At 70.3% G+C, this 23,399-nt stretch carries 21 protein-coding genes and 2 pseudogenes; 10 read left to right on the top strand and 13 right to left on the bottom strand.

From position 1 onward, the window contains the following. Window positions 1-136 precede the first annotated feature (136 nt). The 3 genes and pseudogenes from AB0I18_RS24330 to AB0I18_RS24320 form a co-directional block, all read left to right on the top strand. Window positions 137-364 (top strand): annotated as a pseudogene (locus tag AB0I18_RS24330) (transposase); the annotation flags it as partial. Between the two features lie 426 nt (window positions 365-790). Continuing rightward, window positions 791-1,432, top strand: a complete 642-nt coding sequence (locus AB0I18_RS24325) for a hypothetical protein (RefSeq protein WP_363107664.1) — start codon at window positions 791-793, stop codon at window positions 1,430-1,432. Between the two features lie 614 nt (window positions 1,433-2,046). Continuing rightward, a complete protein-coding gene (locus AB0I18_RS24320; RefSeq protein ID WP_363107663.1) occupies window positions 2,047-3,021 on the top strand; it encodes a hypothetical protein in 975 nt (324 codons plus the stop codon). Window positions 3,022-3,193: 172 nt separating this feature from the next. On the opposite strand, the gene AB0I18_RS24315 is transcribed toward AB0I18_RS24320, so the two are convergent. Continuing rightward, on the bottom strand, window positions 3,194-3,568 hold the full coding sequence (locus AB0I18_RS24315) for a cupin domain-containing protein (RefSeq protein WP_363107662.1): 375 nt from the start codon (window positions 3,566-3,568) through the stop codon (window positions 3,194-3,196). A gap of 117 nt (window positions 3,569-3,685) precedes the next feature. On the opposite strand from AB0I18_RS24315, the gene AB0I18_RS24310 reads away from it, so the two are divergent. The 3 genes from AB0I18_RS24310 (at window position 3,686) to AB0I18_RS24300 (ending at window position 5,728) form a co-directional block, all read left to right on the top strand. Beyond that, window positions 3,686-4,132: a MarR family winged helix-turn-helix transcriptional regulator gene (locus tag AB0I18_RS24310; protein WP_363107661.1), complete on the top strand. Its 447-nt coding sequence runs from the start codon at window positions 3,686-3,688 to the stop codon at window positions 4,130-4,132. A 180-nt stretch (window positions 4,133-4,312) separates the two neighbouring features. Further along, entirely contained in the window at window positions 4,313-5,164 is an 852-nt protein-coding gene (locus AB0I18_RS24305) for an alpha/beta fold hydrolase (RefSeq protein ID WP_363107660.1), read from the top strand. A gap of 99 nt (window positions 5,165-5,263) precedes the next feature. Next, window positions 5,264-5,728, top strand: a complete 465-nt coding sequence (locus AB0I18_RS24300; RefSeq protein ID WP_363107659.1) for a GNAT family N-acetyltransferase — start codon at window positions 5,264-5,266, stop codon at window positions 5,726-5,728. A gap of 84 nt (window positions 5,729-5,812) precedes the next feature. Here the strand turns inward: AB0I18_RS24300 and AB0I18_RS24295 are convergent, their stop codons facing one another. Next, entirely contained in the window at window positions 5,813-5,947 is a 135-nt protein-coding gene (locus tag AB0I18_RS24295; protein WP_363107658.1) for a hypothetical protein, read from the bottom strand. 240 nt (window positions 5,948-6,187) lie between these two features. Between AB0I18_RS24295 and AB0I18_RS24290 the strand changes: the two genes are divergently transcribed. After that, a complete protein-coding gene (locus tag AB0I18_RS24290; protein ID WP_363107657.1) occupies window positions 6,188-6,802 on the top strand; it encodes a class I SAM-dependent methyltransferase in 615 nt (204 codons plus the stop codon). A gap of 56 nt (window positions 6,803-6,858) precedes the next feature. Here the strand turns inward: AB0I18_RS24290 and AB0I18_RS24285 are convergent, their stop codons facing one another. Further along, window positions 6,859-7,326, bottom strand: coding sequence for a DUF402 domain-containing protein (locus tag AB0I18_RS24285; protein ID WP_363107688.1), 468 nt, complete (start codon window positions 7,324-7,326; stop codon window positions 6,859-6,861). A gap of 58 nt (window positions 7,327-7,384) precedes the next feature. Further along, a complete protein-coding gene (locus AB0I18_RS24280; RefSeq protein WP_363107656.1) occupies window positions 7,385-8,305 on the bottom strand; it encodes a GNAT family N-acetyltransferase in 921 nt (306 codons plus the stop codon). A 71-nt stretch (window positions 8,306-8,376) separates the two neighbouring features. On the opposite strand from AB0I18_RS24280, the pseudogene AB0I18_RS24275 reads away from it, so the two are divergent. Next, window positions 8,377-8,750, top strand: a pseudogene (locus tag AB0I18_RS24275) (GntR family transcriptional regulator). Here AB0I18_RS24275 and AB0I18_RS24270 read toward each other — a convergent pair. After that, window positions 8,738-9,523 carry a DUF72 domain-containing protein gene (locus AB0I18_RS24270; protein WP_363107655.1) on the bottom strand — a complete coding sequence of 262 codons (786 nt, stop codon included), beginning with the start codon at window positions 9,521-9,523 and terminating at the stop codon, window positions 8,738-8,740. The pseudogene AB0I18_RS24275 and the gene AB0I18_RS24270 sit on opposite strands and share 13 nt — an antisense overlap. Window positions 9,524-9,546: 23 nt before the next feature. After that, window positions 9,547-10,641, bottom strand: a complete 1,095-nt coding sequence (locus tag AB0I18_RS24265) for a DUF5925 domain-containing protein (protein ID WP_363107654.1) — start codon at window positions 10,639-10,641, stop codon at window positions 9,547-9,549. A gap of 97 nt (window positions 10,642-10,738) precedes the next feature. Between AB0I18_RS24265 and AB0I18_RS24260 the strand changes: the two genes are divergently transcribed. Beyond that, window positions 10,739-12,160 (top strand): xylan 1,4-beta-xylosidase, encoded by a 1,422-nt coding sequence (locus AB0I18_RS24260; RefSeq protein ID WP_363107653.1) that lies wholly within the window; start codon window positions 10,739-10,741, stop codon window positions 12,158-12,160. Window positions 12,161-12,263: 103 nt separating this feature from the next. On the opposite strand, the gene AB0I18_RS24255 is transcribed toward AB0I18_RS24260, so the two are convergent. The 7 genes from AB0I18_RS24255 to AB0I18_RS24225 form a co-directional block, all read right to left on the bottom strand. Next, window positions 12,264-16,187 (bottom strand): polysaccharide biosynthesis C-terminal domain-containing protein, encoded by a 3,924-nt coding sequence (locus tag AB0I18_RS24255; protein ID WP_363107652.1) that lies wholly within the window; start codon window positions 16,185-16,187, stop codon window positions 12,264-12,266. Beyond that, window positions 16,180-16,977, bottom strand: coding sequence for a polysaccharide deacetylase family protein (locus AB0I18_RS24250; RefSeq protein ID WP_363107651.1), 798 nt, complete (start codon window positions 16,975-16,977; stop codon window positions 16,180-16,182). The genes AB0I18_RS24255 and AB0I18_RS24250 overlap by 8 nt, the downstream gene beginning before the upstream one ends. Before the next feature lie 109 nt (window positions 16,978-17,086). Then, window positions 17,087-18,109 carry a glycosyltransferase family 2 protein gene (locus AB0I18_RS24245; RefSeq protein WP_363107650.1) on the bottom strand — a complete coding sequence of 341 codons (1,023 nt, stop codon included), beginning with the start codon at window positions 18,107-18,109 and terminating at the stop codon, window positions 17,087-17,089. After that, complete coding sequence (locus AB0I18_RS24240; protein WP_363107649.1) at window positions 18,106-18,921, bottom strand: glycosyltransferase family 2 protein; 816 nt, start codon at window positions 18,919-18,921, stop codon at window positions 18,106-18,108. Before AB0I18_RS24240 ends, AB0I18_RS24245 begins: the two co-directional genes overlap by 4 nt. A gap of 338 nt (window positions 18,922-19,259) precedes the next feature. Next, complete coding sequence (locus AB0I18_RS24235) at window positions 19,260-20,381, bottom strand: GNAT family N-acetyltransferase (RefSeq protein WP_363107648.1); 1,122 nt, start codon at window positions 20,379-20,381, stop codon at window positions 19,260-19,262. A 1-nt stretch (window position 20,382) separates the two neighbouring features. Continuing rightward, complete coding sequence (locus AB0I18_RS24230; protein WP_363107647.1) at window positions 20,383-20,709, bottom strand: hypothetical protein; 327 nt, start codon at window positions 20,707-20,709, stop codon at window positions 20,383-20,385. 336 nt (window positions 20,710-21,045) lie between these two features. Continuing rightward, on the bottom strand, window positions 21,046-22,254 hold the full coding sequence (locus AB0I18_RS24225) for a S8 family peptidase (protein ID WP_363107646.1): 1,209 nt from the start codon (window positions 22,252-22,254) through the stop codon (window positions 21,046-21,048). 319 nt (window positions 22,255-22,573) lie between these two features. Between AB0I18_RS24225 and AB0I18_RS24220 the strand changes: the two genes are divergently transcribed. Then, window positions 22,574-23,383 (top strand): SGNH/GDSL hydrolase family protein, encoded by an 810-nt coding sequence (locus AB0I18_RS24220; RefSeq protein WP_363107645.1) that lies wholly within the window; start codon window positions 22,574-22,576, stop codon window positions 23,381-23,383. Window positions 23,384-23,399 lie beyond the last annotated feature (16 nt).

The following is a 23,399-nucleotide window of genomic DNA, read 5'->3' as shown; positions in this document are numbered from 1 at the left end:
CTGCGCACCTACGCACCATTGGACCCGTTGCCGCCGGCGCCCAGGACCTCGACGAGCCGGAACGCGCTGTCGCCGACATCGAGCAGGCAGCCGTCCAGGCCGGGTGCGGTTCCCGCGTTACGGGTACAGGGATACGGGGTTCGGGCACCACCCGCTGACGGCCTTCGTCGACCACGGCCGAGACGGCAGCGGGTAGCCGGTCACTGCTCTGCTGCGGCCCGGCAACGCGGGCAGCAACACTGCCATCGACCACATCGCCACGACCCAACTCGCCCTGGCCCAGCTGCCGAAGAAGTACCGGCGCGGGCGTCGGACACTGATCCGGACCGATTCCGGTGGTGGCACCTACGAGTTCGTGGCTTGGCCGGGCGGCCGCGGCTCGGCGGCGGGTCGGGGAACTGCGGGCAGAGGCCGCGGAGTCGGCGCTCAGGCTGGAGGCTGCTCAAGTGGACCTGTCGCGGTTGGGGATCACGCGGGAGACCGTCTCGAAGGTGCCGGCTGAGCTGTCGGTCGCGGAGACGGACGCTGAAGTGAACGTGCTGCCGGCCGGGTTCTTCCTGCCCGCGGCGACGGGCCGCGGACGGACTCATACGTCGAGGCGAACGGCACCTCATGCACAGTGCCTCTCGCGCGAATGTCGCTCACGCCGGTGGCTGTGACTGTCGGGTCGGTCCGGTGGTGAGGGCCTTCGGCCGCGCCGGGACCGTGGTTTCGCCAGGTCCGCACCGGTACCTCCGCACCGACCATGAGGCAGTCGTCCCGTCCATCGTCCTGCACTACGGTTGCCCGCATGCCTGTGGAACAGAACACCGACCCGGCCCGCGTCGAGGCGGCCTGGCGGAACATCACCGCATGGCTCGCCGAACACGCACCCCTCTCGCACGCCTCACTCCTGCCGCCCGCGTCCGAGGCTGAGATCGAGCGCGCCGATACTCTTCTCCGCGAACGCCTCGGCTTTGAACTTCCCGCTGAACTTCGGCAGTTGTGGCGACTGTGCGGTGGTGTGGAGCACCAGGACATCGAGGCCGACGAGCAGGGCGAGGTCTTCTCCGGGGCGTTCTTCCCGGACGGGCTGCTTCTGTCGCCGGCCAAGGCGCTGAGGCCGCGCCTTCCCGGGCCTGGGATGAAGGACTTCTGGGGCGCCGAGGTGGTTCCCTGGCTCACGGGGGACGACGAGGACGCTCAACTGCAGGGCTCCTGCATCGGCGCCCGTGGTGTCGGGCAGTGGTCGTTCGAGGACAACCTGGCCGGCACGCCCGATTACCCGTCGATGGCCGCCTACCTGGAGAGCGTTCACCGCACGCTGAACGTAGGGCCTGCGAACCTGATGAGCTCCGATGTGCCCGGCGTCGTGTGGGGCTGCCTGATCTGGGACCGTCCTCAGGGGTCCTGGCTGACGGATGCCGCCGAGCACTGGAGCCCGGTTCACTGACCCAAGCGGTCCCCGCCCGGATCCGGGGGTGTAGGCGTCGCCGTCCAGAACCCGGAACGTCTTGATGAATGTCGGATCGGTGAACCCGAACTTGTTCATCGATCCGGAGTTGACCTTCAGTGACATCGACGACCGGCCGCAGTTCTCTGCGAACGTCGGGGCGTCGTAGCGGCCTGATGGGGGTGGTCCCGCCCGACCAGAAGGGGAGCAACCGCGGCAACTTCTGGGACGACGCCATGCCCGAATGGCTCGAACGGCGGGAGGTCCCCGGAGCTCCGGCCAGGACTGCGCCACCGACACCGCCTGCGCCGCGGTCCTGGCGAACGCCGGCCCGCTCCCGTCCTACCGACAGCGCCTGGGCATGCCATGACGGAACGGCGTGTCCGTCGAGCAGATTCAAGACGAGCAGATTCAAGACGAGAACTGCGGTGTTCGAATTAAGTTCGATATACTGCTCGTGAGGCGGGTGAGCTATCCCGGCAGATGGAGGTGGGCGGCGTGCCACGAAGCGTCCGCGTCCGATTCCTCCGCATCGGCGGGCCCGGCGGCAAAGCTCTGCCCCTGATGCGGTGGCGAGACGGTTCGAGGTGTCCGGTGAACCCGGGGAGTGCGGGATGACCATCCTTTGCGTACGTTTCCGGCTGCCTCCGATGTACGAGGCCGCCCTGCCCCGCCTCCTCGGAACGCTGGAGGAGTTCACGCCTGTCGTCGAAGCGCTGCCACCCGACGGCGCACTGGTGGACCTGCGGAGTGCCGAGCGGTACTTCGGCCGGGACGCCGTGGAACTGGCCTCGCTGATACGGGTACGGGCGCTCGCGTGGCACGGGGTCGACTGCGCGATCGGGGCCGGCCCGGGGCCGATGTTCGCGCGGATGGCGCTGCGGGAAGCCGTCCCCGGGACGACCCGCGTGGTGCCCGAGGAGCCCGGCGCCCTCGCGGAGTACCTGGACCGGCAGCCGGTGCGGGCGCTGCCCGGCGTCGGCACCGCCACCGCCCGCACCCTGAGCGAGTACGGCCTGGACACCCTCGGCAAGGTCGCCGCCGCCCCGCTGTCCACCCTGCAACGGCTCACCGGTGCCCGTACCGGCCGCGACCTGCACGAGAAGGCGCGGGGCGTCGACCGCGACCGGGTCGTACCGAACGCCGTCTCGCGCTCTCTCGCCGCCGAACGGCCCTTCGAGCGCGACGAGTTGGACCCGGACCGGCATCGGCGTGCCCTGCTCTCGGCCGCCGAGGAGCTGGGCGCCCGGCTGCGCGCCCTGGAGAAGGTGTGCCGCACGCTCACTCTCACCGTGCGCTACGCCGACCGGTCCACGACCACTCGCAGCCGCACCCTTCCGGAGCCGACCGCGCACTCCTCGGCGCTCACCGGTGCCGCGTATCGCATGTACGAGGCGCTTGGTCTGCAACGTGCCCGGGTTCGCGGCATCGTGCTGCGCGCCGAGGGTCTGGACCCTGCCGAGCAGGCTTCCTATCAGCTCACCTTCGACCCGGTGGATGAAAAGGCGCGTCGAATCGAGGAGGTGGCGGACCGGGTTCGGGCGAAGTTCGGACCGCGGGCGGTCATGCCGGGGGTGTTGGCCTCGTGACGCTCCGCGGGGGCGCCGTATTGGAGCTGCGGGTCCATTGGAAAGTGCGGGTTGGTGGGGGCTGGGCGCGCCACGCGGCGGAGCCGCATATAGACACAGCCCCGCGCCCCTTGCGGGGCACTCGCCCCGCGCCCCTGATGGGGCGCCCCTGACGGGGTGTGCCCCCAGCAGGTCAGTTGGCCCATGGGGGAGTGATGGTCGTGCCGTCGGTCAGCTTGGCCTGGAGGCCGATGGATGTGGTGACCCAGGAGGTTGCGGGGGCTTCGGTCGGGTTTTCGACGGTGAGGGTTGCTCCGGGGTTGATGATCACTGTGTCGCCCGCGGTGATTCGGTCGGTGTGGCCGTCGAGTGTGATCAGTAGTTCGCCGGAGAGGAGGTGGAAGATCTCCTCCCGGTTGACGGTGTGTGCGGGGGCCTTCGTGCCCGCGGGGATCTCGCCCCGCCAGGCGCACAGTTCCTTGCTCCCGCTGAGGGGAGTGGCGTACGAGACGAAGCGGACGCCGTGGATCTCGTGGACGACGGCTTCGGACGAGCGGATGACGGGCAAGGCTGCCTCCGGGCATGGGTGGGCGGTAAGGGGTGGAGCCACATGGTCAAGCTGCTTGACCATGTGGACTAATAGTCAAGTAGCTTGACCAGTTCGTCAAGGGTGTTCAATGCATGCGTGCAGAACTCCGAGGCCATGGCCCTGTCCGCCGCCCTGCTCGCCGTGGCGGGCGAGCTCACGCAGCGCATCCACGAGGGTGTTGTGGCCCGGGGCTTCGAAGGGGTGCGGCCCGCGCACGGCTTCGCGTTCGCCCGGCTCGCGCCCGGCGGGGCGACGGTCACCGAGCTGGCCGCCCATCTGGGCGTGACCAAGCAGGCCGCGAGTCAACTTGTCGATGAGATCGTCCGCAAGGGATACGCCGAGCGGCGGCCGCATCCCGACGACGCGCGAGCCCGGCTGGTCGTGCTGACCGAGCGCGGCTGGGACTGTACGCGCGCCGCCGAGGAGGCCGCGGCGGAGGCCGTGCGGCCATGGGTCGAACTGCTCGGCGAGGGTGAGGTCCGGGCATTGCGCGACCGTTTGCATCGCATTACGCCCTACGGTCCCATCAGGCCCGCCTGGTGACGGTTCATCAGTACGCGTCAGTGTCCCCGACTCCCTCGGCTATCACTGGAAGTTTTTACTGACGCGTAACTTCACACTTTTACTACTCGCCCGTAACTTGGCAGAAGAACAGCATCCTCGTGATCCGGATCACAGGGCGTACGCCGTCGCAACTCCCTTGAGCCGCAAGGAGATCACCCGATGCTGCCCTGGAAACGTGTGTTCAGACCGCTGGCCGCACTGCTGCTGACCACCGCCGTCACCGTCGTCCCCGCCGCCACCGCGCAGGCCGGCTCCGCACCCAGCAGGGGCTGGAACGACTACTCCTGCAAACCCTCCGCGGCCCACCCCCGTCCCGTCGTCCTCGTCCACGGCACCTTCGCGAACTCCGTCGACAACTGGCTGGGCCTCGCGCCCTACCTGGTGAAGCGCGACTACTGCGTCTACTCCCTCGACTACGGCCAACTGCCCGGCGTCCCGCTCTTCCACGCCCTCGGCCCCATCGACAAGTCGGCAGAGCAGCTGCGGACCTTCGTCGACAAGGTGCTCGCCGCGACCGGCACCGCCGAGACCGACCTCGTGGGCCACTCGCAGGGCGGTCTGATGCCCCGCCACTACCTGAAGTTCCTCGGCGGGGCCGCCAAGGTGAACGCCCTCGTCGGTATCGCTCCCAACAACCACGGCACCACCCTGGGCGGCCTCGCCAACCTGCTGCCGTACTTCCCCGGTGCGGGCGACCTGCTCTCCAAGGCCACCCCGGCCCTCGCCGACCAGACGCCCGGCTCCGCCTTCCTGACCAGACTCAACGCCGGCGGCGACACCGTTCCCGGCGTCCAGTACACGGTCATCGCCACCAAGTACGACCAGGTGGTCACGCCGTACCGCTCGCAGTACCTCGACGGTCCGAACGTACGCAACGTCCTGGTCCAGGACCTGTGCGCGGTCGACCTCTCCGAGCACGCGGGGCTCGGGCTCTTCAACCGGATCGCGTTCCACGAGGTGACGAACGCCCTCGATCCGGCACACGCCACCCCAACCACCTGCCTCTCCTAGCCCGAGGGTCGGCCGACCGGAGGGTCGGCCGGCCCTCGCTCGTCCCACGGCGTCGGCGAACCAGTCGCCCGCTGCCATCAGGTGGGTACCGTGCCAGCCATGACAGACACCCCGCGCGACCCGGAGATCCGCCTCGCCGTCGCGTCCGACACAGCCGCCGTGAAGGCCGTGACCGACGCGGCCTACCACCACTACATCGAGCGCATCGGGGTGGTGCCGCAGCCCATGGAGGCGGACCACGCGGCCGACATCGCGGCGGGACGGGTGTTCGTCACAGGGGAGCCCGTGAGCGGGCTCGTGGTCGTCGAGGCGTACGAGGACCACCTGTTCCTGGACAGCATCGCCGTCCACCCGGACGCACACGGGCAGGGCGTGGGGCGGCGGCTCCTCGCGTTCGTGGACGCGCACGCGCGTGCGCTCGGACTGCCCGAGGTGAGGCTCTACACGAACGCGATGATGTGGGAGAACCAGAAGCTCTATCCGAAGTACGGGTACGAACTCACGGAGCGTCGAGTGGACGGGGAGTACGACCGTCTGCTCTACCGGAAGCAGCTGGCGCCGTGACGGATCTCATGACTGCCCGGGGCTGGGCAAGAGGTTCTCGGACTGGTTCCGGGACTGGCTGTCGGACTGTCGGGCTCGGCCGGCTCACCCGTCGGGCCACCAGGTGCGTTGGATGTCCTTTCGGACCTCCGGACGCTCGGCGGGGCGCTCGTCCGCGTCCTCCCGCACTCGGCGGGAGTCCGACTTCCTCAGGGGCTTCTGCACGGTTACACGGCGCATGGCTGCCTCCTTGCGTCTACCGGGTTCCACGTTTTCATGGAGGTAGACCGTTCCCGGGAGAGTGACTCATCGGTGGGCCGCTTGTCAGTGGCGGTTGTCACGTTTGCGCTGTCGGATCGGTCATCGGTCACCCGGCCGTCGTCTGCCGGCCGTTCGGTGATGGCCCGGCGGTCGCCCGGTGCGGTGGCTTGCCGGTCCGCCTGAAGTCCCGTTGTCAGTGGCGGGTGTCACGCTGGGCGCATGACGAGTGACAGGGCCAGTGAAGAGCGGTCCGGCGTCGACTGGGACGCCGAGTCCGCCACGTTCGACGACGAGCCGGACCACGGATTGCGGGACCCCGCCGTGCGCGAGGCCTGGGCGGCCAGGCTGCGCGGCTGGCTGCCGCCACGCCCCTGTGACGTGCTCGATCTGGGTTGCGGCACCGGCAGCCTGTCACTCCTCGCGTCCGAGGCGCGGCACCGGGTCACCGGGGTCGACCTCTCGCCCCGCATGGTGGACCTCGCCCGCGCCAAGCTGGCCGGCCGTGACGCGGCGTTCCTGGTCGGTGACGCGGCCGCCCCGCCCGTCGGGGAGCAGCGGTTCGACGTCGTCCTCGTCCGCCATGTGCTGTGGACGCTGCCCGACCCCGGCCGGGTCCTCGCGCACTGGCGCGGGCTCCTCCGGCCCGGCGGACGGCTCGTCCTCATAGAGGGCGTGTGGGGGACCGTGAGCCCGGTCGGCATATCCGCGGACCGGTTGACCGGGCTGCTCACGCCCCTCGCGCAGGACGTGCGCGTGGAGCGGCTGTCGGACGACCCGCTGCTGTGGGGGCGGCAGGTGGAGGACGAGCGGTACGCGGTGATCGCCCTGCCCTGAGCGGCGCGGGCGAGGCGGGCGGTGAGGTGCGGGACTGCGGGCCAGGCGACTGCGGGCTAGGTGAGCAGAGCCTCGAAGTCGCCCTCGCGGGCGAGGAGTTCGAGCCCGTCCAGGGCTGCCAGGGCGGCCGACGCGGCCTCCGGGTCGGTGGTCTCCAGGCCGCTCGCCGCGAACTCGTCCTCGTCCAGACGCAGTACGGTCCCGCCGTCCGCGGAGCGCCACAGGTCGAGGTCGAGATCCTCTACGACCAGTTCGCCCTCGGAGACCTCGGCGGGGCGGGTGATGTCGCAGTACCAGCCCTTCAGCGAGCCGTCCCCGTCGCGGACCTCCTTCACCGCGTACCAGCGGTCGCGCCAGTAGTGCTCGGTGAAGACGTCGCCCGGTTCGAAGCGTACGAAGCCGAAGTCGCGGACTCCGGCGCCGGCCCAGGGTGCGCGGACGGTGACGTGGGTGCCGTCGTCGTGGAGCAGTTCGGCCGGGTAACGGATCTTCGTGCGGCCCGCCTTGACCAGCGTGATGTCCATCCGGTCCGGCCGGTCCGTCCGGGCAGCCTGGTCCGTCCGGGCCGATTGGTTCGCGGACTCAGGCGAGTTCGCGGACATGGTGTACCTCCGTGGCGCAGATCTCGTAGCCGAACCATTTGTTGATCGCGAGCATCGGGCCGTTGCCCGAGTCGTTGCCGGTGAACGCCTCCGTGAAGCCGGTGGCGCGGGCGCGGTGCAGGGAGTCGTTCTTGGCGAGCTTGGCGAGGCCGCGGCCGCGGTGGGCGCGGGCGGTACCCGTCATGACGGTCCCGTAGCGCGTGCCGCCGTCCGTGCGGGCGGCGCTGAATGCGGCGGGGCGGCCGTCGACGACCGCGACCGAGGTCAGCTCGTGGCTGAGGAGGGGGTGGTGCCAGGTCTCCCGCAGCCATGCCTCGAAGTCCGTGAACTCGTGCCCTATGTCGCTCGGTTCGTCCAGGAGCGTCTCCGCGTCCAGGTCGAACAGCGGACGCGGGTCGTCCGCGAAGTCCGCGGCCGTGCGCAGTTCGACGCCCGCCGGCGGCTCCTGGAGCGGTGGCAGGGTGCCGTGCGCCAGGTCGAGGCGGAGGAAGTGCGCGGAGCGGCTCGCGCGATAGCCGCGCTTCTCGGCGAAGGCGCGGTTCGCGGGCTCGTCCGTGACGAAGGAGAAGAGCTTCGTCGCGCCCAGGGCGGCGAGGCGTTCCTCGGCGGTCCTCACCAGCAGCGAGCCCGCGCCGCGGCCCTCGCGGTCCGGGTGCACGTACACGTTCAGGTAGGCCTGCCCGGGCTGCGGGCTGTCGTACGCGAGGCCGACCTGGGCGGTGCCGAGGAGTTCGCCGTCCTCCTCCGCGACCAGCGGCTGGAAGTGGGCGTCGGGATGGGCGTGTGCGACGTCGTAGGCGACGGACTCGGGGGTGGAGAGCATGAAGGGGAGTGCCAGCCGCCGGATGTGGGCGAAGCCTTCGGCGTCTGCCGCGCGGAAGTCGCGAACGATCACAGTCATGGCGTCGCACGCTACGCGTGGGGTGTGGTCGGGTGCCTCTCATTTTCCGACGGGTGCGGGACAATCACTGCGTGACGCTGAAGATCGACATCGATGACGGGGCAGGGGTCGCGCCCTACGAGCAGGTGCGCGCCCAGATTTCCGAGCAGGCGCGGGCCGGGGCGCTGCCGGTGGGGTACCGGCTGCCGACCGTGCGGGGGCTGGCCGACGAACTCGGTCTGGCGGCCAACACGGTCGCCAAGGCTTACCGGGCGCTGGAGTCGGACGGGGTCATCGAGACCCGGGGCGCAACGGAACGTTCGTCGCCGCGGCGGGCTCGGCGGCCGAGCGGGAGGCCGCGACCGCCGCCCAGGCCTACGCCGAGCGCGTCCGCCGCCTCGGCCTCTCCGAGCGGGCGGCGCTCGACGCGGTACGGGACGCGCTGCGCGCGGCCTACGGGGACTGAGGGTTCGGTTCCCTCGTGGTCCGCGGGGTGCGGGTGACGGTCAGGCCCGTCTTCGTCGCCGCTCGGGCGAACTCCGTCGCGTCCAGGACCGCCGCGCCGTGCGGGTCGTTGTTGAAGTACGCGTACACCTCGTGGCCGTCGGCCCAGGTGTCCGCGATCCGCCGTGCCCAGGTCAGCAGGGACCGCCGACCGTAGTGCGGCCACGGTCGGGCGCGTCCGGCGTGGAAGCGCACATATCCCCAGTCGGCCGTCCGCCACAGCGGAGTCACCGGACGGGCCAGGACGTCGGCCCAGCACAACGCGGCGCCCCGTGCTGCGAGTACGTCGCGTACCGCGGGGGTCCACCAGGAGTCGTGGCGCGGTTCGACCGCGACCCGGGTGCCGGCCGGGAAACGGGCGAGGCAGTCGTCGAGGAGGACGGGGTCGGCACGCAGCGTGGGCGGAAGCTGGAGCAGCACGGGTCCGAGCCGGTCGCCGAGTCCGGCGGCGTGGCTCATCAGCCGGTGCACCGGTTCCGCGGGGTCCCGCAGCCGTTTTACGTGGGTCAGGAAGCGGCTCGCCTTGACGGCGACGACGAAGTCCGGCGGGGTGCGCTCCCGCCAGGCCTCGAAGGTCTCCCGCGACGGCAGCCGGTAGAAGGCGTTGTTGCTCTCGACCGTGGCGAACCGCGCCGCGTACTCCTCCAGCCAGAGCCGCACGGGCACCCCGGCCGGGTACACGACGCCGCGCCAGTCCTTGTACTGCCAACCCGACGTTCCGACGAACAGGGTCATACCCCCATGGAAGCACCGGGTGGTTACAGGTACAGCCCCGCGTCCGCGCCCTCGCGCTGGTCCGGTACCGAAGTCGGTGACGTCCCCCGGCGCAGGGCGTACAGCTCGGCGAGGGTCGCCCCCTCGCGGCCCACGCCCTCCTCGGTGCCCAGCCAGGCGGTGGACTCGCGGCGGGTCAGCGGGCCGACCTCGATGCGGGCGAGGCAGCGGCCGGGGCGGACCACCGCGGGGTGCAGGCGCTCCAGGTCCTCGTTGGTCGTCACGCCCACCAGCACGTTGCGGCCCTGGCCCAGCAGGCCGTCCGTGAGATTGAGCAGCCGCGAGAGCGCCTGACCGGCCGTGTGCTTGGCCTCGCCGCGGATCAGCTCGTCGCAGTCCTCCAGCAGGAGCAGCCGCCAGCGGCCCTTCCCCGAGCCGTCCTCCTCGCCGATCGCGATGTCCATGAGATAGCCGACGTCGGAGAAGAGCCGCTCGGGGTCCAGGACGCAGTCCACCTGGCACCAGTCCTGCCACGAGCGTGCCAGCGTGCGCAGCGCGGAGGTCTTGCCCGTACCGGGCGGCCCGTGGAGCAGCAGGAGCCGGCCCGAGATGTCCCCGGGACCCGTCTTCATCAGCTGGTCCATGGCGTCCGCGACCGGTGCGGTGTAGTTCGGCCGGACCTCCTCCCACGTGCCCGCCGAGATCTGCCGGGTCGTGCGGTGCGGCCCGCGCCGCGGTGACACGTACCAGAACCCCATCGTCACGTTCTCCGGCTGCGGTTCGGGCTCGTCGGCCGCGCCGTCCGTGGCCTGGCCGAGCACCTTCTCGGCCAGCTCCTCGCTGGTCGCGGTGACCGTGACGTCGGCACCCCGGTTCCAGCGCGACACCAGCACCGTCCAGCCGTCCCCCTCGGCGAGCGTGGCGCTGCGGTCGTCGTCGCGCGCGGAGCGCAACACACGGGCGCCCGGCGGCAGAAGCGTCGCCCCGGACCGTACGCGGTCGATGTTCGCCGCGTGCGAGTGCGGCTGCTCGCCCGTCGCGAAGCGGCCGAGGAACAGCGCGTCGACGACGTCCGACGGTGAGTCGCTGTCGTCGACGTTGAGCCGGATCGGCAGAGCGTCGTGTGGGTTGGCAGACATGCCGACATGATCCGTCACGCGGGCGCCCGACGCATCCGGTTTCCCCGTTGTACGGAACCTGTCCTACCGCCCACCGGCGCCGTTACTGTTGCCCTTGATGGGACGTCATGGGTGGAATTCGGGGGCACGGCGGTGGCGGTTCACCGCTCTGCTCGGCGTGGGCCTGGCCGCTCTGGCCCTGGTGCTGACCCTGCTCAACACGCTGCCCGGGGACGGCGGGAGCGACGCCGGCACGACCCCCGACGGGGACAAGGTGTATGGCACACCCGCCGTTCCTCCGGAGGAGACGGAACCGGAGGTGGGCTGGGGCTTCACCCACACCCAGTTCAGCGCGGACGAGGGCCCCGGCGCCGCCACGAAGCGGGTCGAGGAACGCCTGGGCGAGCAGCCGCTCCCGCAGATCCAGCACATCATGGGCTGGGGCTCGGACAACCCCGAGCCGGTCAAGGGGCGCTACGACTTCGAGGACATGGACCGCCGTATCGACTTCGTCCGCAAGTCGGGCGGCACGCCGGTCGTCACCCTGTGCTGCGCGCCGGACTGGATGAAGGGCGGCAAGTCCGGTTCCGGCAACACCGACTGGAGCCAGGAGGCTCTGGAGACGGCCCCGGACCGCGCCCACTACAAGGACTACGCGGCGCTCGCCGCGACCGTCGCCAAGCGTTATCCGGACGTACGCCACTTCATCGTCTGGAACGAGTTCAAGGGCTTCTGGAACAACGGAGAGGCCCGCTGGGACTACGAGGGCTACACCGAGCTGTACAACCTGGTCCACAAGGCGCTCAAGAAGGTCGACGAGGACATCCAGGTCGGCGGGCCCTACCTGGTGATGGACAGCCTCGACCCGCGGCAGAAGGAAGACGCCTCGCCGACGCTGAAGGGCGCCTGGGGCACCGCGGACCAGCGGGTGCTCGACGCCTTCGAGTACTGGAACGAGAACAAGGCGGGCGCGGACTTCGTCGTCGTCGACGGGTCCAGCTACACCAAGGACGACGAGCTGCTGCCGGACGAGTTCGCGGCCACCGAGAAGTTCACGGCCGTCAGCCGCTGGGTGCGCGAGCGGACCGGTGAACTGCCGCTGTGGTGGGCCGAGTACTACGTGGAGCCGGCCGACGCCGACGACGACCGTGACGACTGGTCCGAGCCGCGGCGTGTGGCCGTCCAGGCGTCCGGTCTGATCGCGATGGCTCGCGGTGGCACCACTTCCGCCTTCTACTGGAATCCGGAGAAGGAGAAGGGCGCCGAGTGCGCCGGTTGTTTGTGGACGACGACCGACCGGGCCGACGGGGGTAAGCCGATGCCGATGCTCGATCTCGTCTCCCGCTTCGCGAAGGAGTTCCCGCCCGGCACTGAGTACGAGCGGGTGTCCGTCGCCGCTGACGCCGCCCCCGATTTGCGGGTTCTCGCTGACGACGAGGCCGTCGTCGTGGTGAACACCCTGGACCGGAGGATCAGTGCGGATGTTGATGGTGAGCGGCTCGACTTGGACGCGTACGAGGTGAAGTGGCTCAGTCGATAGGCGTTCCGTTGGGGCGCGGTGTTGGCTGCGGGTTCGTTGTGGCTGGTCGCGCAGTTCCCCGCGCCCCTGACGGGCCGCGCCCCTGACGGGGCCCGGGCCCGCCTCAAGCCATCGTCAGGAACCGTTGGATCAGTGAGGCCAGCAGCACCGCCAGCAGTGGTAGGGAGAACCAGAAGCTGCTCTGCAGCCAGCGGAGTTGCCGCACGCTCGGGCGGATGGCCACCCGTACCACCTCGCGTGCTGTGAGCAGGACGATCAGTGCGATCGCCGCCAGTGCCCCGACGACCGACCAGGGGGTCCAGGTCACCTGGGGTCCGATCGGCCCGGGGTCGGCCTTCGCGATCTCGCCCTCGGGCTGTTTGCGCAGCGTGTACATGGTGACGTCCTCGTTGACGAAGACCTTGCGCAGTTCCTCCCGGTTGTCGAGGTTGCGGATGAGCCGGGGCTCCCAGGTCTTCGAGTAGCCCACGTCCATCTGGAGATAGACCACCTGGCTGCGGTTGATCATGAGGTACGAGTTCGGGCCCGCGTCCTTGAGCGACTTGACCAGGCCGGACACCAGGACCGGGTCGGTGGGCGCCAGCGTCGGCACGTACTCCACCTTCTCCATGTCCCGGGCGCCCCACGGCATCGAGGGCGTCACGGTGTTCACCGTGTCGTCGCTCAGCCACAGCAGCCGTGCGGTCGGCTTGTCGTGCGCGTAGACGTACTCCATGGCCGCGACCTCGCCCGGCCGGATCCGCTCGAACGGCTCGTTGCCCCAGCGGGCCACCAGGAAGCCGCCCATCAGGACGAGGCCGGCCATCAGGGCGGCGAGCGGGGCGAGGCTCACCCGGTCGCGGTCGCGTTCCTTCGCGGTGACGCCGGTGCGCGGGAAGAGCGCGAGTGCGGCGAGCAGGGCCGCTCCGGGCAGGGCGAACATGAAGACGCGCAGCGCCATCTCGCCGCCGTACGACTGCATGCCGAAGCCGAGGAACGGGACGAAGGTGAGGACGAGCAGCGACCGTTCGCGGTACTTGTGGTCGCGTCGTCGCAACCAGCCCCAGCAGGCCAGCGCCATCACACCGCCGGCCAGCGCCACGCGCGCGTAGAGGACGAGTTTGTGGGTCGAACTGCCGCCCTCGATCCGGCCGGAGACCGACGACGAGACGTTGCCGCCCACGCCGCCGACCCCGCCGAACAGCTCGTCGAAGTGCCCCGACCAGTACGGCTCGGCGAGGAAGCCCACCCAGACCGCGACCAGGACGCCGAACAGGATGGGCAGTCCGCGCAGTTCGGAGCGGCCGACCAGGACGAGGATGGTGAGAACGCCCAGCATCACGAACGGCGTGAGCTGGTGGGCCGGCACGGTCACCATGAACAGCCCGATGAGCACCATCAGCAGCACGGCCCGTTGCCGCCGGTCGGTCGGCTCGACCTCCAGCTCGCCGGGCCGCGCCTTGGTCCACAGCACGCGCGGTGCCCGGAACCAGACGAGCAGGATCGCCACGAAGACGAGATAGAGGAGGTAGGTGAAGCCCTGCGGTGAGAAGTAGTCCTGGCCGACCCAGCCGCTGAGCACGAAGATCCAGATGCCGGTCCACTTGGCCCGCCAGCTCGCGCGCATATGGCGTACGAGCAGGAACAGCGGGGCCAGATAGAGGAGTTGCATGGTCAGCGGCCACCAGCGGATGACCTCGGTGAAGTCGCTGACGCCGCCGGCCTGTGCGACGAACGCGGCCGCCGCGAAGAAGCCGGGCCAGCTCCAGCGCGCGTCCAGGTCGGGCACGGCGGACCCGGTCCGGTCGATGTAGTCGATGAACCCCAGGTGCTGCCAGGCCGTCGCGAACCGCGGTTCGGTCTCGATCACCGCGGGCAGCGCGTGCAGCGAGACCACGGTGGCCAGCAGCGTGACCATGAGCAGGGCCCGGTGCTCACGGGCGCGCCAGAGCAGCGAGGCGAACACCGTGACCAGCAGCGCGGCCCCGACCAGCGTGGGTGTCGGCAGGACGGAGATCAGGCCGAGCCCGCCCATCCGGTCGAGATCGCGCTCGTCGAGGGCGGACGCGGGCACCCAGTACAGGATGAGCGCGGCCGTCAGGAGAGAGCCGAGCAGCACACCCGGCCGGGTCGGCCGCAGCCGCTCCCGCCAGGACGCCGGTGGTCCGGCGGGGCCGGGAGGCGCATCCGCCTCACTGGCGAGCTCCGATGTGCTCCCCGCGCGTACGGGCCGGGACGCGCTCCCCTCGCGTGCGCCCGCCGCCTTCGAGGTTCCGCCCACGCGTGGCTCGAACGGGGCGTCCACCCCGGCCTCGGCAGGTGCGAGGGAGGTCTCCGAGCCGGGTTCCCGCTCCTCGACGGGCAGGCCCACCTCCACGCGTGGGGCGGGCAGTTGGAGGGGTGTCTTGAGTGCCCAGGTCGGGCGGTGGTCGGGTCGGGGCCCGTGCCGTACGTTCGGCCGCTTGACCGACGGCGTCCCGGTGGGCGGCGTCCCAGGTCCCGGCCGTACGTCCGGCCGCCGCTCCATGTGGTCGAAGTCGAGCTGTACGCCGAGCGCCAGCGTGTCCGAGTCGAGCTTCTGCGCCCAGGCCGGGCCGCGTCCCTTCTTCGGCTCGCCCTGCTTCGACGCCGGCGCCTCGCGGGTGCCCAGGTCCGCCAGGTCCCCGTCGGGTGCGGCGGCGTCCGCGGTGTCCGAGGACGCGGCGGCCGGCGCGGTCCGGATGATCCGGTACAGCCTGGGCGCGGCCACCGCCACGATCACCGCGAGACTGGCGACCTCCGCGATACCCGCGCCGACCAGGCCCATCCGGGGCAGCAGGATCAGCGTCAGCCCGAGTACCAGCAGGCACAACAGGCCCTGCAGCCAGGCGAGTCCGGCGGTCCGGCTCTGGGCGCGCAGCACCGCGAAGTACGTCTCCATCACGACCCGCAGCACGCCGCCGACCGCGAACCAGCGCAGCAGCGGGGTCGCCGCGTCCGCGTACCCCTGGCCGAACACGCCGAGCACGAGCGGCGCCCCGAAGAACAGCACCCCGGCCACCGGCAGCATGATCCGCGTCATCCGGAGCAGCGCGGCCCGGGTGTTCGCGGCGAGCCGCGCCGGGTCGTGCGAGCTCTCGACGGTGAGCGACGCCCCCATGTTGATGGCGAGCAGGTTGACGGTGCCGCCGATGGTGATCGCGATGTAGAAGTAGGCGTTGTCGGCGGAACTGACCTGCGCGGCCACGATCACCGGGACCAGGTACACCACGGCGAGCGAGAACAGCGATCCGGTGTAGTCGCCCGCCAGGAACCGCCCGATCTCCCTCGTCGTGGGCGGCTCCGCCTGGTCCTCGGTCGCCTTGGTGTGCCGGGGCACCAGGCGCCGGAACACCAGCCAGCCCAGCGGCAGCACGGACACCGCGATGGCGGCGACCCACGACACGAAGACACCCGTCGTGGGGATCGCCGCGGCGAACACCACGAGCAGCACCAGCTTCACCGCCGAGAACACGGTGTTGCCGACCGGCACCCACAGCGCGCTCCGCAGCCCGGTCAGCACCCCGTCCTGGAGCGTCAGCAGCGACCAGGCGACGACGGCCAGGATGAAACCGAGGCCGTTGAGCGGGCCGTGCAGGAAGCGGTAGGAGGACCCCCACAGGTCCAGGGTCAGCAGGAAGACGACCGCGGCCAGCGCCACGACCACCGAACTGCCCGCGTACGTACGGAAGATGAGCCGCCCGGTGCCGCGCCCCGCGACCGGGATGAAGCGGGCGAGGGCGCCCGTCAGTGTCACCGCGGTGAGGCCCGCGAGGAGCTTCATCGCGGCGATCGCGGCGGAGCCCTGGCCGACCGCGTCCTCGGAGTAGTAGCGGGCCGCGGCCAGCCAGAAGCCGAGCCCGAGCACGGCGGAGATCCCGGTGTTGAGCATCAGGGCGTAGGCGTTCCGGAACAGCGGGCTGCCTCCGGAGGACCTGCCGCCGAGGCCGGGCAGGCGGAGCCGGCGCCCGGGCCGCTCGGGCGCTTCGGGCGTGGCCGTGTCGGCCTGGGCTGTGGTCGTGTCAGACACGGGAACGGATGGCCTTCCGGCGAGCCTGTCGTGCTCTGCGGACCATGGCGTACCCCTTGGTGAGGGCACGGTCCCTGGCGAAGATCCGGGCGATCGCGCGGCCCTCGGCGAGTTGCTCGAACTCGTCGATCCCGGTGGAGCGGCGCACGGTGACGCGCCGCAGCGCGTACGGTCCCTGGCGGCGCCGCGCGAGGCTGTTGCCGACGGCGAGCGACTGCCCGAAGCCCGCCTCGCGCACCATCTGGCGCACCCGGCGGCTGGAGTAGCCGTACGGGTACGCGAACGACACCGGCCGCGTCCCCAGTTCGTCGGCGACGATCTCCTTGCAGCGCAGCACCTCGAACCGCAGCGCGTCGTCGGTCAGCTGGTCCAGCTGGGGATGCGTATGGCTGTGCCCGCCGATCTCGACGTCCGCGTCCGCGAGTTCGCGCACCTGGTCCCAGTCGAGCATCTCGTCCAGGGCGCCGCCGGTGTCGTACGCGCCGCGCAGCCAGCCCGTCGAGACGAACAGCGTGGCCGCGAAGCCGTGCTTGGCGAGCACGGGCAGCGCGTGCCGGTGCACGCCTTCGTAGCCGTCGTCGAAGGTGACCAGCACGGGCCGCCTGGGCAGCGGGCCACCGGATCGCCAACTCCTGGCGAGCTCGGCCGTGCTGATCGGCGTACATCCCAGGTCGCCGAGCAGCGTCATCTGCTCGGCGAACGCCTCGGGCGCGACGGACAGTGCGCGCGTCGCCTCGTTCGGCGCCTCGGCGATCGAGTGGTACATGAAGATCGGCACCGGCGCGTTCATACGGCTTCGCCCCCCTCGCGCGCGTGCGTGTACCCGGGGCGTGCGCGCGAGGCCGTCCCGCGGCGTACCGCGATCGGCGAAGGCCCTGTCCCCATGGTCCGCATGGTCCTCATGCTGCCGCCCCCTCACGTCCGGGGCCGTCCTCGATCTCCGTGACCGGGACCACCGGGGCCGCTGAGAACACAGCTCCGCCCCTGCGTGCCCGGACGCTCCCGACAACGTACCCGCCGGCCGCCGCCAGCACTCCGGCGACGATGCTGCCCGCCCGGCCCGCGCCGCCCGGGCGGGCGAGCACCGCGTCGCGCAGTCCGCGCGCGACCCCGGCGGGCAGCACGCGCGTGGTGTAGCGGCGCTCGGACTCAAGTCCCTTGTCCGCTCCGACACTTCGGGCGACCAGGGCCTTCGACAGACCTTCGGCGTACGTACGCGTGCGGAAGTACGCGAAGTGCTCGCGCACCTCGGGCACCCGGTGGTGGATCACCGCGCGGTCGTCGATCAGCAGGATCGCGTCCGGCCTGGCGTGCGTGAGGCGGATGCACAGCTCCGTCTCCTCGCAGCCCAGCGGCCGCTTGTCGCCGTCGCGGCCGATACCGGTCGCGAAACCGCCCGCCGCGTCGAAGGCCGTGCGCCGGAACGAGGCGTTGCCGCCGAGCACGTTGCGCACCTGGACACGGCCGGGCGGCAGACCCTTGTACGTGCAGCCCACCACCCAGTCGAACTCCTCGGGGAACCAGGCCGGCCGGCGGCCCGACGCCCAGATCGGCACCGTACGGCCGCCCACCGCCATCACCCGCGGATCCTCGTACCCCTCGGCGAAGTGGTGCAGCCAGTCGCGCTCGGCCACCGCGTCGTCGTCGAGGAAGGCGATGACGTCGCCGTACGAGGCGGCGATGCCGGTGTTGCGGCCCGCGGAGAGGCCGCGAGGGCCCGCGTTGGCGAGCACCCGCACCTCCGAGGGTTCCTTGTACTCCTTCGAAAGCCGGTCCAGGAGCGCCTGGTTGTGATCCACGACCAGGAGCGTCTCCAGGGCGGGCCGGGACTGCGCCCGCACCGAGTCGACCGCCGCCAGGATGTCCTCCCAGCGGTCCTCGGTGTAGACGCAGATCACCACGGAGATGTCCGGAGTTCTCAAGACACCTCTCCTCGGGCGGAGTTGAGCGCCACGGCGTGCTGACGACGCAGTGAGCGCCGGTTGGAGCGCTCCCTGAGGATCACCTTGAGCACCCGGAGCCCGTCCCGCACGGCTCGCAGATTGCTCGTGCCGTGGATCCGCAGGTATTCGTGGCTCGGGATCTCCTGGACCTTGAGCCCTGCCTTGACCACCCGGATGTTCATCAGGGTCTCCACCTCGAAACCGGTGCAGTCGAGGTCGATCTTGTCGAGGCAGTGCCGCCAGAAGGCGTTGTAGCCGTAGCAGAGGTCGGTGTAGCGGGCGCCGAACTTGCGGTTGACGATCGTGCACAGCGCCCAGTTGCCGAGCTTGCGGATCGGCGTCATGTCGTCCGTGCCGCCGCCGTTGGCGAACCGCGACCCCTTGGCGAAGTCCGCGCCGGAGACCAGCGCGGAGACGTAACTGACGATCTCGTTGCCGTCGGCCGAGCCGTCCGCGTCGACCATGACGATGATGTCGCCGGTGCACGCCGCGAAACCGGTGATCAGGGCGTCGCCCTTACCCTTTCCGCGTTGCTCGACGACCCTGACGTCCGGCCACAGCTCACGGGCGACTTCGACGGTGTTGTCGGTGGAATTGCCGTCGACGAGAACCACTTCGTGGATCCAGCCGGGCAATGTCTTGAAGACGTAGGGAAGATTCTCCGCCTCATTCATGGCGGGAATCACGATGCTCACCGGTGGCGCTATGGCCAGGTGAGAGGAGACCGGTCGGTACTCGCTGGCTGTGAATGGATCTTGTCCCGAAACCGCCGGTCGCAGAATAGAACTCATGAGTCTGATCCCTCTCGTCCGGTGGACCGCCCGCCCCTGGGCGGTCCGGCTCTTTGTCCGGTTCGAAAGGGGGGTTTCTCACTTACGGCATGCCGGAATGGATCTCCGTGCATGCCGGGCGAGTTGGCAAAGCTGGCCGACTGGCACAGTCGGTCTCGCGGCACGACTCGGCACAGGTGTGGTCACCGAGCACGGCACCCCCCTACCGCGCCCCGCGCCGGGCCGTCGTCGCGATCTTGAGCCCTCCCCTAGATCGCATGTGCACTGATGGTCCGATGCGGGTGGATGTACGACGTTATTGATGATTGAGCCCCTATGGCAAGACCTGGAACGTGGTCTCACATTTTTGTTGTTTTGACCGTTACCTGACTGCCCGAACGGATTTTGCCCATCCGTTTGAGCATTTTGTCGGCCGGCTCGAACAACTCCGGCCGTGCCAGCACCGCGTTCCGCAGAGCCCGGACCGGGGCGCGTCGCGCCCGGTGTCCGAGCGCCACCGGATGGCGGCGCGTGACCCACCCTTCGGACACGGCGAGTTCGCGTGTCTTGAGGGAGTCCTTGTATTCCTTCTGGCCCCGGCCCAGGTCCAAATAGGCGATGCCGTCGGCGGCGGCCGCCTCGGCCATGCGCAAATGCAGGACAAGGCCGGGGGAGTACTTCGAGAACGCCGGGTCGTAGGCGGGAAACCAGCACGCCAGGATGCGCTCGGAGCGCAGTCCGAAGTGCGCGGCGACCGGCTTGTCGTCGGCGTAGAGCACCGACAGGATTCCGGCGGACGACTCGGAACGGGTGTGGAAGAGCTGGTGCACCAGCCGGGTGATCCAGTCGTGCGCGAAGCGGTCGTTGCGGCCGGTCCTGCGGTACTGCGCCGACTTCCACGCCATCAGCGTGCGCAGCGCCTGGGGATCACGCTCGTCGTGCACATAGCGCACCTCGCCGTGGTCGCGGCCGAGCTTGCGTCCCTTGGCGAGCGTCGTCTTGGTGAACTTCGGTGACTGGGCGCGCAGTTGGCCCAGATACACCTCGTATCCCTGGTCGACGTCCATGACCGGGGAAGGGAAGGTGCCGGAGGTGCCCGCCTCGAACGGCGCCTGGCCTTCCGCCAGGTGGTCGAACTCCCACACCGAGAGCCCGCAGGCCCGTAGCAGCTCCCGCGCGTCCCAGGTGAAGCCGGGCCGGTGGACCACGCCCTGGCAGTCCGAGACGCCGAGGCCGATGGCCCGGCCGACGCCGGTGGTGGACTTCTGGAACGGGAAGAACGCCGCGGGTTCGCCGTCCTCCCTGGCGACGGCGATCCGCACGCCGCGCCGGCAGCGTCCCACGGCGAGCGTGAACTCCGGTGACAGGAAGGGGTTCGCGAGCTCGGGCGAGCCGTGCAGATGCGCCTTGGACTGAAGAGCGGTCCACGCCGTCCGGTCGGCGGAGGTCAGTTCGCCGGGGCGGTACACGCTGATATTCACGTCAGGAAGCCCGTCTTCTCACCGTACGGCCGCGCAGCCGCCGTACCAGGACCAGCAGGAGAATGAGGGAGCTGAGCGCGGCCACGGCCGCGATTCCGCCACGGGCCGACCACCGGTGCACCGCGAGCATGCCCTGGGCGACCAGGAGGTTGACCGCTACTGCTGCCGACAAAGACGCCACTACACGGCCGAACGGTTCCAGTCCGCGCAAAGCCGCCGCAACCGCGGCGCCCGGCGCGGCGAGCAGGAAGAAGAGCGTGAACGGCGCGCGCAGAGGTGAGTCCAGGTCGGCGAGCGCGAGTACCGCACCGACCCCCGCGATCGCCACGGCGGCGCCCGCAAGCAGCGTCAGCAGATCCCTCCCCGGATCCTGCCGCGGCCGCTTGTCACCGCCCGATGAAGACGGGTCTGGTGAGGATGGCTCTGATGGAGATGGCTTGCTACCTAAGGTCTGCATTGGCGACTTTGCCCCCCGACGCGCCGGATGCCGGGCTTCAATGTGGCGCAGCGGGCCGGGAGCAGTCAAGATGCGGAAGACGTTCACACGCATTTTCCGCCGCACCACGCACACGCACCACGCACACGTTCCCCGGAGGCGCCGCCGGCAGCCTCCGAGGAACGGGCGTTCAGATCAAGCGGGTTGAACGGGTCGAGCCGTCCGGTGTTACGGGACGATCTTCAGGAGCCGGTTCGGCGAGCCGGTGCCCGGGCTGGTGACCTTGCCGGTGACGGCGCCGTTCACCAGGGCCGTGGAGACCTGGGCCGGAGTGGCCGAGGTGTGGCCCGCGAGGTAGACGGCGGCCGCGCCCGCGACGTGCGGCGTGGCCATCGACGTACCGGAGATGGTGTTCGTCGCGGTGTCGCTGGTGTACCAGCCCGCCGTGATCGACGAGCCGGGGGCGAAGATGTCGAGCACGGAGCCGAAGTTGGAGTAGCTGGCCTTGGCGTCCGTGTTGGTGGTGGCGCCGACCGTGATCGCCGCGGCGACCCGGGCGGGGGAGTACGACGAGGCGTTGGCGCTGCTGTTGCCCGCCGCGATCGCGTAGGTCACGCCGCTCGTGATGGACCGCGACACGGCGCTGTCCAGCGTGGTCGAGGCGCCGCCGCCGAGCGACATGTTGGCGACCGAGGGCCCGCTGTGGTTCGCGGTCACCCAGTCGATGCCCGCGATGACGCCCGCGGTGGTGCCGGAGCCCGCGTTGTCGAGCACGCGGACCGCCACGATCTTCGCCTTCTTGGCGACACCGTACGTCGAGCCCGCGATGGTGGTGGCCACATGCGTGCCGTGACCGTTGCCGTCCGAGGCCGTGGTGTCGCCGTCCACGGCGTCGTACCCGTACGTCGCCCGGCCGCTGATGTCCGAGTGCGTGATGCGCACGCCGGTGTCGATGACGTACGCGGTCACGCCGGTGCCCGCCGAGTCCGGGTAGGTGTACGTGCCGGAGAGCGGGAGTGACGTCTGGTCGACGCGGTCCAGGCCCCATGGGGCGTTGGACTGCGTGGTGTCGGTGAGGTGCACCGTCTGGTTCTGCTCGACCCTGGCCACCGCAGGGTCGGCGGCGAGTCTCTTGGCCTCGGTCGCGGAGAGGTTCGCCGTGTAGCCGTTCAGCGCGGCACCGAACGTCTTCTTGACCGTGCCGCCGTACCCGGTGACCAGGCTCTTGCCCTTGGCCGAGGCGGCCTTGATGCCCGCGCCGTCCTTGAGCGTGACGATGTAACTGCCCTTCACGGCGGTGGGGGAGTCCGCCGCGAGAACCCGGCCCTCGGCCGGTGCGGCCTGGGCGGGAAGCGCGGTGACGGCGCCGAGCAGGGCGGCGGTGGCCACGGAGGTTATCGCGGCGATCCGGATCTTCTTGCTACGCAGGTGTGCCATTACGAGGGAGTCCTCCTCATAGGCAGCGTGCGCCGGGGTGGGGGCGCACGACTGTGTGGGGGGTGTGCGCGTGATCGCGTACACGACCGGGAACGTCGCGTTCCGCTACCGGCTGATACAGCAGCGTGATCGATCTACAGGCGTAGCTCAAGAGGGTTGACGCTTTGTCATGGCGCCGTCATGAACACGTAATAGAACGCGGCGTGAACGCGACGGGGAGGTCGGGGTAAGTCCTGAAAGGTCTTGGCATGGACACTTCCTGTCAACTGAGGACGGTGCTACGAAAGTTGAGGCAGAGATCCTGCTAAAGGGAGGTTCCATGAGACGTTCCCGACTTACGGCATACGTGACCTCGCTCCTCCTCTCGGCCGCCTTCGCCCTCACCGGGGCTACGACGGCCCAGGCGTCCCAACAACCCGCCGCCACCGGCTATGTGGCCCTCGGAGACTCCTACTCGTCCGGCGTCGGCGCGGGCGGCTACATCGGTTCCAGCGGCGACTGCAAGCGCAGCACGAGGGCGTATCCGTCCCTCTGGGCGGCCGCGCATTCACCCTCGTCGTTCCACTTCACGGCTTGCTCGGGCGCTCGTACGGGTGACGTTCTGGCGAACCAGCTGGGCCCGCTCGGCGCCGGCACCGGGCTCGTCAGCATCACCGTCGGCGGCAACGACGCCGGCTTCGTCGACGTCATGACGACCTGTGTGCTCCAGCCCACGAGCGCCTGCCTCGCCCGCATCGACACGGCGAAGGCGTACGTCGACTCGACGCTGCCCGGCAAGCTCGACACGGTCTACTCGGCGATCAGCGCGAAGGCCCCGTCGGCCCAGGTGGTCGTCCTGGGCTACCCCCGCTTCTACAAGCTGAACGGCGGCTGCGTGGCAGGCCTCTCCGAGACGGAACGGGCCGCCATCAACAACGCCGCCGACTATCTGGACAGCGCGATCGCCAAGCGGGCCGCCGACCACGGCTTCGCCTTCGGCGACGTACGGCCCACCTTCACCGGCCACGAGATCTGCTCCGGCAGCCCCTGGCTGCACAGCCTCAACCTGCTCAACATCGGCGAGTCCTACCACCCGACCGCGGCCGGCCAGTCCGGCGGCTATCTGCCGGTCCTCAACGGGGCGGCCTGACCATGCCGTTCGGCGT

This window comes from Streptomyces sp. NPDC050704 (genome assembly GCF_040654355.1).
Taxonomy (GTDB): Bacteria; Actinomycetota; Actinomycetes; order Streptomycetales; family Streptomycetaceae; genus Streptomyces.
The sequence above is the reverse complement of the archived record's forward strand: the minus strand, read 5'-3'. Positions and strand labels throughout refer to the sequence as shown.